Below are 1,752 nucleotides of genomic sequence, written 5' to 3' on the forward strand. Positions count from 1 at the left end.
CGCTGGCTCCGTCACGATACATGGCACGCTGTATACGCAATTCTACAGGTGCATAGACCATTATTACCGCATCTACCGTATCCTGAAAACCAGCCTCATACAAAATAGCCGATTCCATACCCACTATCTCACACTTTTCCTGACGTTCCACCCATACGGTAAAATCTTTCCGTACCCGGGGATGGATAATGGAATTGATTTGGAGCACATGCGCCGGATCGGAAAACAGATAGGAAGCCAACAACGGCTTGTTTAACAGACCATCCTTATAAACATCCTCACCTAACAAAGCGATCAGTTCCCCACGAATTCCGGCATCAGAAGCAGTGAGACGTTTCGCTTCATTATCCGCATTATACACAGGGATATGCATATTCTCCAACAAATGGGAAATGTATGATTTTCCACTGCCGATGCCACCGGTAACCGCTATCTTAATCATTGAATTTAATTCGTTGTTCTATCAAATAATCCACCTCTTTGGGATTCAAACGAACATGGTTCACATATCGGGGGATGGATTTGAGATTGACCGGACACTTCTCCCCCTTATTGTTCAACAAAGACTCATAAGTCACCCCGATAAAGAAATCCTCGGAAGTGATGGACTTGAAATGACTCAGACCTACCTGAAAAGTCACCTGAACCTTGGAAGGAAAAGTACGAAGTACCTTGTCGGGCGGAAAATTGATGCCACGTATAGGCACCTCCACACTTTTCTCAGCGTAGATATCTACCAATAAAGTCACATCATCAAAAGAGGGAATAAATTTCGCTCCGCGTACATCGGCCAGATTCACCCTACGACGAATGGTATCTGCCACATCTTCAAAATTCAATGCCTGTGTATAAGCAGCCGTGATGGTATCCAAAATCTCCTGAGGAGCATAAACCATCACTGAATCCGGCGAGTAAATGATATCCGAGATATAATACTGGCGGTCTAAAGCCACCTTGCCTTGTAACTTCACGGGCACCTTCTTTGCCTTCCCTTTCGTATAAATAAACTCCACAGTATCCGGCCGTATGGTCAGCAATTTGGTTGTCTGATTCAACTGGACCGAAATCTTTTTCATTAAAGCTGAAACCGGAATCCGGACACGGCTCCCTTTATCCTCATAGTCCTTGAAGTCCACAACAATGGGATAAAATGTCTGCCCCAGCATATAGTTAGCCAATACAGTCCCCCTGTCTTTCACGCCAATACGCAGTTCATCAGGAAGTTCGGAGGTCAACACCACATCACTAGGTACATTCTTCAACCGTAACGGAATGGAAAATTCCGTTTCATAGTCATCATTTAACACCTGAAGCAACCAAAAGCAGAAAGATACAAATACAAAAAACAAGAAAATCAGGAACTCCCTGCTATTACGGCTAAGCAGGAAGCTTCTGATTCTCTCTAAAGTCTTTAAATAGTAAATACGTATGTTCCTTTTGTCGAACATGTTATCATGTCATTTACTTTGCCTGTTGTTGGTTGGATGCAGCATTAGCGAAGATAGAATTTCTATCAATTTTAATCTTAACGCCTGATGCAATTTCCAAAACAACTGTATTATCTTCTATTTCTTTTATCTTTCCGTATATACCACCTGCAGTAATCACTTCTTGACCCACTTCCAGATTCTTGCGGAAATTAGCAATCTCTTTCTGTTTTTTATTCTGAGGACGAATCATGAAGAAATACATAATAGCGAAAATGGCTACCATCATAATCAGGAAAGAGTAATCTCCTCCACCCCCTGCCTG

General features: G+C 42.5%; 3 protein-coding genes. All 3 read right to left on the minus strand.

The features are described 5' to 3' along the window. Nucleotides 1–442, minus strand: a 442-nt coding sequence (coaE, locus tag AB5935_RS24165) for a dephospho-CoA kinase (protein ID WP_368327673.1), incomplete at its 3' end; no start/stop codon positions are given. Then, the gene (locus AB5935_RS24170; RefSeq protein WP_007833208.1) at nucleotides 435–1,448 is read right to left on the minus strand and encodes a CdaR family protein; all 1,014 of its coding nucleotides are present in this window, start codon (nucleotides 1,446–1,448) and stop codon (nucleotides 435–437) included. The genes AB5935_RS24170 and coaE, both read right to left, overlap by 8 nt. A 13-nt stretch (nucleotides 1,449–1,461) precedes the next feature. Further along, on the minus strand, nucleotides 1,462–1,752 hold a 291-nt coding region (yajC, locus tag AB5935_RS24175; protein ID WP_368327674.1), incomplete at its 5' end, for a preprotein translocase subunit YajC.

This window comes from Phocaeicola sp. RTP21198st1_B8_RTP21198_201120, from assembly GCF_040929485.1.
Taxonomy (GTDB): Bacteria; Bacteroidota; Bacteroidia; order Bacteroidales; family Bacteroidaceae; genus Phocaeicola; species Phocaeicola dorei.